This window comes from Streptomyces sp. NPDC028991, from assembly GCF_055564775.1.
Genome location: NZ_JBVHVP010000011.1, coordinates 1 through 7,992 on the forward strand (window position 1 = coordinate 1; position 7,992 = coordinate 7,992).

The window sequence follows — 7,992 nt, forward strand, 5'->3', positions numbered from 1 at the left end:
CAAAAACACGGGCAAACAAACCAAAAAAGACACAACCGAAAATGAGAAAAACCACCACAATCAACAACACACCCACCACCCAATGTGGGGTGCGCCCCGCCCCACCCCCCCTCCCCCCCCACCGTCGTACCGCGGGCCTGCGTACGGCTCAGCGCGCGGCGTCGGTCCGCCGCGCCGACAGCAGGTCCTCCAGCTGCTCCTCACGGGCCTGAGCCGCCACGAAGAGCAACTCGTCACCCGCCTCCAGGGAGTCCTCCGTGGACGGCGTCAGCACCCGGGTACCGCGGATGATCGTGACCAGCGAGGTGTCCTCGGGCCACTCCACGTCACCGACCTGGATGCCCGCAAGCGCCGACTCCTCCGGCAGCGTCAGCTCCACCAGGTTGGCGTCGCCGTGGCTGAAGCGCAGCAGCCGGACCAGATCGCCGACGCTCACCGCCTCCTCGACCAGTGCCGACATCAGCCGCGGGGTGGAGACGGCGACGTCCACGCCCCAGGACTCGTTGAACAGCCACTCGTTCTTCGGGTTGTTCACCCGGGCGACGACGCGCGGAACGCCGTACTCCGTCTTGGCCAGCAGGGAGACGACCAGGTTGACCTTGTCGTCGCCCGTCGCGGCGATGACGACGTTGCAGCGCTGGAGCGCCGCCTCGTCCAGTGACGTGATCTCGCACGCGTCGGCGAGCAGCCACTCCGCCATCGGTACGCGCTCGACCGAGATGGCGGTCGGCGCCTTGTCGATGAGCAGGACCTCGTGCCCGTTCTCCAGCAGCTCACCCGCGATCGAGCGGCCGACCGCACCGGCTCCGGCAATGGCGACCCTCATCAGTGACCGCCCCCCTCTTCGGGCCCCTTGGCGAACGACGCCTCGACCTTGTGGACCTCGTCGGTGCGCATCATCACGTGCACCAGGTCACCCTCCTGCAACACCGTCTGCGAGGTCGGCAGTATGGCCTCCCCGAGCCGGGTGAGGAACGCCACCCGCACACCGGTCTCGTCCTGGAGCCGGCTGATCTTGTGGCCGACCCAGGACACCGAGGTGTGCACCTCGGCGAGCTGGACCCCGCCGGTGGGGTCGCGCCACAGCGGTTCGGCGCCCGAGGGGAGCAGCCGGCGCAGCATCTGGTCGGCCGTCCAGCGGACGGTGGCGACCGTGGGGATGCCCAGACGCTGGTAGACCTCGGCGCGGCGGGGGTCGTAGATACGGGCGGCGACGTTCTCCACGCCGAACATCTCGCGGGCCACGCGGGCGGCGATGATGTTGGAGTTGTCGCCGCTGGAGACGGCGGCGAAGGCGCCGGCCTCCTCGACGCCCGCTTCGCGCAGGGTGTCCTGGTCGAAACCGATGCCGGTGACCCTGCGGCCGCCGAACGTGGAACCGAGACGACGGAAGGAGGTGGGGTCCTGGTCGATCACGGCGACCGTGTGCCCCTGCTGCTCCAGGGTCTGCGCGAGGGCCGAGCCCACGCGCCCGCAGCCCATGATGACGATGTGCATCGCCTCACACCCCGCTTTCTGCGGGCCCGCCGGCCTCTGTGGATGTCCTGCTCATGTCTCTCTTTCGGCTCGCCTGGCGACACGTCGCGGCCAGTGTGCGGGCCGCAGGGGAACATCATGCCGGTGAGTACCGACGCTGACGCCTCTCGGGGCCCCGGGAAACCGGAAACCCCGTCCGGGATGCCCGATGCCCCTGCCCGCACCCAACGTATCGGCAAGCCTCCGGCGCCCGCGGAGCCCGGCTCACCCTCCGGCCGACGACCCCCGGCGGCCGATGCTGCGGATACTGGCGAGAGTCAGGATTCCGAGGCCGACGAGCGAGGCGGCGCCGCCGATCAGCTCTGCGCTCAGGTGCATGAGACCTCCAGGGGCGGCAACGGCCGGGAAGCGAACGGCAATCGGACGGTGCTTGTCATATAGGCAGCCATATAGGCATGTGAACCCCGTCACCTGCGGAAACCGCAGCCGTACCGCCCTCCGAATTCACCCGTAGAGCAGACGGCGGGCCGATCTGGGGTGGCGGGTGGGCGGGCTCCCGTTCGAAGGCTTACGATCCTCTGTTGTGTCCAAACTGACCGACGTGCCCAAACGGATTTTGATCGGGCGCGCACTGCGCAGTGACCGGCTGGGGGAAACGCTCCTGCCGAAGCGCATCGCCCTCCCCGTCTTCGCCTCCGACCCGCTCTCCTCCGTGGCCTACGCGCCCGGCGAGGTGCTGCTGGTCCTGTCCATCGCGGGCGTGTCGGCCTACCACTTCAGTCCCTGGATCGCGGTCGCGGTCGTCGTGCTGATGTTCACCGTGGTCGCCTCCTACCGGCAGAACGTGCACGCCTATCCCAGCGGCGGCGGCGACTACGAGGTCGCGAACACCAACCTCGGACCCAAGGCCGGCCTGACGGTCGCGAGCGCCCTGCTGGTCGACTACGTCCTGACCGTGGCCGTCTCCATCTCCTCCGGCATCGAGAACCTCGGCTCCGCGATCCCCTTCGTCGTCGAGCACAAGGTCCTCTGCGCGATCGCCGTGATCCTGCTGCTCACCCTCATGAACCTGCGCGGGGTCAGGGAGTCGGGCACCCTGTTCGCGATTCCGACGTACGTCTTCGTCGCGGGTGTCTTCATCATGATCGCCTGGGGAGCGTTCCGCGGTCTGGTGCTCGACGACACCATGCGCGCCCCGACGGCGGACTACGAGATCAAACCGGAACACGGCGGCCTGGCCGGCTTCGCCCTGGTCTTCCTCCTCCTGCGTGCCTTCTCCTCCGGCTGCGCGGCGCTGACCGGCGTCGAGGCGATCTCCAACGGCGTCCCGGCCTTCCGCAAGCCCAAGTCGAAGAACGCGGGCAACACCCTCGCGATGATGGGCCTGCTCGCCGTCACCATGTTCTGCGGCATCATCGCGCTGGCCGCCGCGACCGACGTCCGCATGTCGGAGAACCCGGCCACCGACCTCTTCCACAACGGCGTCGCGGTCGGCGCGGACTACGTCCAGCATCCGGTGATCTCGCAGGTCGCCGAGGCGGTCTTCGGAGAGGGCAGCTTCCTCTTCATCGTCCTGGCCGCCGCCACCGCGCTGGTCCTCTTCCTCGCCGCGAACACCGCGTACAACGGCTTCCCGCTGCTCGGCTCGATCCTCGCCCAGGACCGCTACCTGCCGCGCCAGCTGCACACCCGCGGCGACCGCCTGGCGTTCTCGAACGGCATCGTGCTCCTCGCCGGCGCGGCCATGCTCCTCGTCTTCGTCTACGGTGCCGACTCCACCCGCCTGATCCAGCTCTACATCGTCGGCGTGTTCGTGTCCTTCACGCTCAGCCAGATCGGCATGGTCCGCCACTGGAACCGCCACCTGACCACCGAACGGGACCAGGCCAAGCGCCGCCGCATACACCGCTCCCGCGCGATCAACGCGTTCGGCGCCTTCTTCACCGGCCTGGTGCTGGTGGTCGTCCTCGCCACGAAGTTCACCCACGGGGCCTGGGTCGCCCTGCTCGGCATGTGCATCTTCTTCGCGACGATGACGGCGATCCGCAAGCACTACGACCGTGTCGCCGAGGAGATCGCCGCCCCCGAGGACCCCGACGAGGCGCAGCCCGACGACATGGTGCGCCCCTCCCGCGTCCACTCGGTCGTCCTGATCTCCAAAATCCACCGCCCCACCCTGCGCGCCCTCGCCTACGCCAGGCTCATGCGCTCCGACACCCTGGAGGCACTCAGCGTCAACGTCGACCCGGCGGAGACCAAGGCGCTGCGCGACGAGTGGGAGCGGCGCGGCATCGCAGTACCGCTGAAGGTCCTGGACTCGCCGTACCGCGAGATCACGCGCCCGGTCATCGAGTACGTCAAGAGCCTGCGCAAGGAGTCCCCGCGCGACGCGGTCTCGGTGATCATCCCGGAGTACGTGGTCGGCCACTGGTACGAGCACCTGCTCCACAACCAGAGCGCGCTCCGTCTCAAGGGCCGGTTGCTGTTCACACCCGGCGTCATGGTCACGTCGATCCCGTACCAGCTCCAGTCCTCCGAGGCCGCCAAGCGCCGGGCCCGCAAGCGGCAGGACTGGAACGCGCCCGGTGCCGTCCGGCGTGGTCCGGCGCAGCCCGACCGGGCGAAGGAGTCCTCCTCGTCGACGTAGACTGGACGGCTGTTGTCCTTTGTCGTCCGGCCTTCGCCGTCCGTCCCCTCTCATACCGTTCTCTGGAGTCACCCCGCCATGCAGGAAGAACCGAAGAAGTCGCAGGCGGAGTCCCGGGCGGAGGCCCAGGCGGTCTCGCTGGTGGGTGAGGAGTACGAGGTCGAGATCGGCCCCGTCGCCCACGGCGGCCACTGCATCGCCCGTACGTCCGAGGGGCAGGTGCTGTTCGTCCGGCACGCGCTGCCCGGCGAGCGCGTCGTGGCCCGCGTCACGGAGGGCGAGGAGGGTGCCCGCTTCCTGCGCGCCGACGCGGTCGAGATCCTGGACGCCTCCAAGGACCGCATCGAGGCACCCTGCCCCTTCGCCGGCCCCGGCCGCTGCGGCGGCTGTGACTGGCAGCACGCCAAGCCGGGCGCCCAGCGCCGCCTGAAGGGCGAGGTCGTCACCGAGCAGCTCAAGCGCCTCGCGGGCCTCACGCCCGAGGAGGCCGGCTGGGACGGCACGGTGATGCCGGCCGAGGGCGACAAGCTGCCCGCCGGCCAGATCCCGTCGTGGCGCACCCGCGTGCAGTACGCGGTGGACGCCGAGGGCAACGCGGGTCTGCGCAAGCACCGTTCGCACGAGGTCCAGCCGATCGACCACTGCATGATCGCCGCCGAAGGCGTCAGCGAGCTGGGCATCGAGGCGCGGGACTGGACGGGCATGGAGTCCATCGAGGCGATCGCGGCGAGCGGCTCCCAGGACCGGCAGGTCATCCTGACCCCTCGCCCGGGTGCGAGGCTCCCCATCGTCGAGCTGGACCGCCCGGTCTCCGTCATGCGGGTCGGCGAGAAGGACGGCGGCGTCCACCGCGTCCACGGCCGCCCCTTCGTCCGCGAACGCGCCGACGACCGCACCTACCGGGTCGGCTCCGGCGGCTTCTGGCAGGTCCACCCCAAGGCCGCCGACACCCTGGTCCTCGCGGTCATGCAGGGCCTGCTCCCGCGCAAGGGCGACATGGCCCTCGACCTCTACTGCGGCGTCGGGCTCTTCGCGGGCGCCCTCGCCGACCGCGTCGGCGACAAGGGCGCCGTCCTCGGCATCGAGTCCGGCAAGCGCGCCGTCGAGGACGCCCGGCACAACCTCGCCGGCTTCGACCGCGTCCGCATCGAACAGGGCAAGGTGGAGGCGGTCCTGCCGCGCACCGGGATCGACGAGGCCGACCTCATCGTCCTCGACCCGCCGCGCGCGGGCGCGGGCAGGAAGACGGTGGAGCACCTCGCGTCCCTGGGCGCGCGGAGGATCGCCTACGTGGCCTGCGATCCGGCGGCGCTGGCGCGGGATCTGGGGTACTTCCGGGACGGGGGGTATCGGGTGCGGATGTTGCGGGTGTTCGATCTGTTTCCGATGACGCACCATGTGGAGTGCGTGGCGATTCTGGAGCCTGCCGAGAAGGGCCTCTGACCTGCCGTTTTGCATTTCAGATGGTCAGCTCGACCTGCTTTTCGCTCGCGGAATGCGTCGACTGAGGTTCGCTTGTGCAGAACGCTCTGAGCTGCAGGTTCAAGGGCCGGCGTGGGTCTCGCGGCGACGTGGCGATGCGCAATGCTGAATTTTTGACGCTCGGATGACGCTCGAATATCGGAAGCCTCAACCTCGGACCTCTCCGGCCCTGGGCCGCAGACCGGGGCCGTCGGCGCGGGGCAAGGACTCCGGTTGGGGGGCGACTACACCTCGCCGGCGGCGGCGCGTGCTGCTACCTCGTCGCACGCACCTCGGAACCGAGACCGCGGCCCGACCGGGCCACGAAGGACGGCGTCGTGGTCCGAGGTCTTGAGTGGCTGGTATCACCTCGCCACCCAGATACCAGTCCGGTATCATTCCTGTATGGCGATGACACTCCGACTCCCCGAAGACCTTGACGCGAAGCTCACCGAGCGGGCTCGTCGGGAGGGTCGCAGCAAGCAGGAACTTGCCATCGAGGCCATCCGTGACGCCCAGCACCGGGCCGAGCTGAAGGTCGATGACGTCCTGGCCGAGCTGATGGACAGCGATGCGGAGATCCTGGACTACCTGAAGTGACCCAAGTGCGCTACATCCATATCGACGAGATCCTGGCCATCGCTCGCACGGTCAACGATACCGAGCACAGCGTGCGTGACATGGGACTTTTGGTGTCAGCGATCGAACGGCCCCGGACGAACGTGTTCGGGGCCGAGCTGTATCCCACGCTGCACGAGAAGGCGGCGGCACTGCTGCACTCCGTCGCTCGCAATCACGCGCTGATCGACGGCAACAAGCGCACCGCCTGGCTTGCCATGCGCGTCTTCCTGCGGTTCAACGGCGTCAGCGCCAGTACCGCCCCGCCACCCGTCTCCGTGGCTGGCCCGTTCGTCGAGGAAGTCGCGCAGGACAACGTCGATGTACCGGCTATTGCCATGCGTCTGTCGGCCTGGTTCCCCGTTTCCTGACGTTCGACGTCGTGGGTACGGGGCGGAATGAGGTTCTGGGAGCGGTGCTGGCTCTTGGCAGTCCGCCGGGGGACTGACCCGTTCGTTCATCGGGTGGATTCGTATGCTTTCGCGAGACGGGGCAGCGGGTCCGCTCGGCGCGAGAATGGCGTCCCACGCGCCTTCCCGTTTGGGCGGCAGGCAAGGTCCACATCGGCTACGGCGGTTTCTTCCCAACCAACACCCGCCCCTGCTTTCCCAGCGGTCACAGAACGCGCTGTCCGTGTCCCTCGCGCGTCCCCCGTGCGCACTGAGTCGGTCCTCTTGCCTCCAACAAGCTGTGTCTGCGGTATCCACGTCCACAGCTTGGAGGGGACAAGATGCCGGAGGAATGGATACGGGCTCTCGTGGCGGACTGCGGATCCGAGTGCAGGGAGCGTCTGCGGGTCAGCGACACGGAGGCGTCCATCAGCCTGCCGGTGGCGAAGCTGGTGGAAACATTCGGGGCACGCTGGAAGCTGAGTCCTCGCCTTTATCCTGAGTATCCCTTGCCCGAGGCCCGGGTGCGTCCGGACTACGCGGTGGAGACATCGGGGCGCATCACCGGCTTCCTGGAACTGAAGGCGCCAGGGCACGACGTCCCGCCCGACGGCTTCACGAAGCGGGACCGGGAGCAGTGGGAGCTGATGCGCGGACCGCGGTGGCCCGGTACCAGTCCGGTTCCTGCGGGCACAACTCGGGCGCGCAGGTGCGCCCGGACGAGGGCTCGTGCGGCGGTGACGCGGTCGGGGCTCTCGTCGGTGGCCTCGGCAGCGTCGAAGGCCGGGATGCCGCCCAGCCCGTGCTACGCGTCGTCGAAGTTGTCCAACCTGGTCTTCGGTGCGGGAGACGCCTTGTGCTTCGCTTCCCAGTCCTGCCGGTCGGAAAAGATTGGGTGGGTGCCAGTCCTTCGTGCCCACGACGACGAGGACCTTCGGGGTCATCCCCTCGAAGGCGGTCGTGGCGAGCGGTGCGTAGGGCTGGGCCGCCGGGCCGTTCAGATCCGCGCCCCGGCCGGGCGCGGCGATCATGACGCGGGCGCCGAAGCGTGCGTCGACGGCTCACCGGCAGGTTCAGGGTTGACGGGCGTGCTCGCCGTAGCTCGGGTCGGTGATCGCCGGCGGGTTCACGAACTGGCCGACGCGCGCGGGCTGTCGGCCGCCGAACCGCTCGGCGAAGAAGGAGGGCATCCCTTCGCCCTCCGATTGCCGAGCAGCCGGGGAGAACCGTGCGGCGCACGTCGGCGGCGAACGGCCCGTCGTAGGAGGCAGGGCCGTGGGGGGGGGGGGGGGGGGGGGGGGGGGGGGGGGGGGGGGGGGGGGGGGGGGGGGGGGGGGGGGGGGGGGGGGGGGGGGGGGGGGGTGGGTGTTGGCTGGGGGGGGGAGGGAGGGAGGGAAGGGG

General features: G+C 69.4%; 6 protein-coding genes. 4 read left to right on the forward strand and 2 right to left on the reverse strand.

The features are described from left to right. Positions 1-148: 148 nt before the first annotated feature. Both ACZ4V1_RS21685 and ACZ4V1_RS21690 read right to left on the reverse strand, forming a co-directional pair. Entirely contained in the window at positions 149-826 is a 678-nt protein-coding gene (locus ACZ4V1_RS21685; protein ID WP_310870768.1) for a potassium channel family protein, read from the reverse strand. Next, complete coding sequence (locus ACZ4V1_RS21690) at positions 826-1,497, reverse strand: potassium channel family protein (protein ID WP_468338560.1); 672 nt, start codon at positions 1,495-1,497, stop codon at positions 826-828. Before ACZ4V1_RS21690 ends, ACZ4V1_RS21685 begins: the two co-directional genes overlap by 1 nt. 562 nt (positions 1,498-2,059) lie before the next feature. On the opposite strand from ACZ4V1_RS21690, the gene ACZ4V1_RS21695 reads away from it, so the two are divergent. From ACZ4V1_RS21695 to ACZ4V1_RS21710, 4 genes are all read left to right on the forward strand, one after another. Further along, complete coding sequence (locus tag ACZ4V1_RS21695) at positions 2,060-4,123, forward strand: APC family permease (RefSeq protein ID WP_468338562.1); 2,064 nt, start codon at positions 2,060-2,062, stop codon at positions 4,121-4,123. A gap of 78 nt (positions 4,124-4,201) precedes the next feature. Further along, positions 4,202-5,566, forward strand: coding sequence for a class I SAM-dependent RNA methyltransferase (locus ACZ4V1_RS21700; RefSeq protein ID WP_468338564.1), 1,365 nt, complete (start codon positions 4,202-4,204; stop codon positions 5,564-5,566). Between the two features lie 423 nt (positions 5,567-5,989). Next, positions 5,990-6,184, forward strand: coding sequence for a ribbon-helix-helix protein, CopG family (locus ACZ4V1_RS21705; protein WP_030566796.1), 195 nt, complete (start codon positions 5,990-5,992; stop codon positions 6,182-6,184). Further along, positions 6,181-6,573, forward strand: coding sequence for a type II toxin-antitoxin system death-on-curing family toxin (locus tag ACZ4V1_RS21710; protein WP_468338567.1), 393 nt, complete (start codon positions 6,181-6,183; stop codon positions 6,571-6,573). Before ACZ4V1_RS21705 ends, ACZ4V1_RS21710 begins: the two co-directional genes overlap by 4 nt. Positions 6,574-7,992 lie beyond the last annotated feature (1,419 nt).

Coding starts and splice junctions, on each gene's coding strand:
- ACZ4V1_RS21685 (WP_310870768.1), bottom strand. CDS start 826: ATGAGGGTCGCCATTGCCGGAGCCGGTGCGGTCGGCCGCTCGATCGCG.
- ACZ4V1_RS21690 (WP_468338560.1), bottom strand. CDS start 1,497: ATGCACATCGTCATCATGGGCTGCGGGCGCGTGGGCTCGGCCCTCGCG.
- ACZ4V1_RS21700 (WP_468338564.1), top strand. CDS start 4,202: ATGCAGGAAGAACCGAAGAAGTCGCAGGCGGAGTCCCGGGCGGAGGCC.
- ACZ4V1_RS21705 (WP_030566796.1), top strand. CDS start 5,990: ATGGCGATGACACTCCGACTCCCCGAAGACCTTGACGCGAAGCTCACC.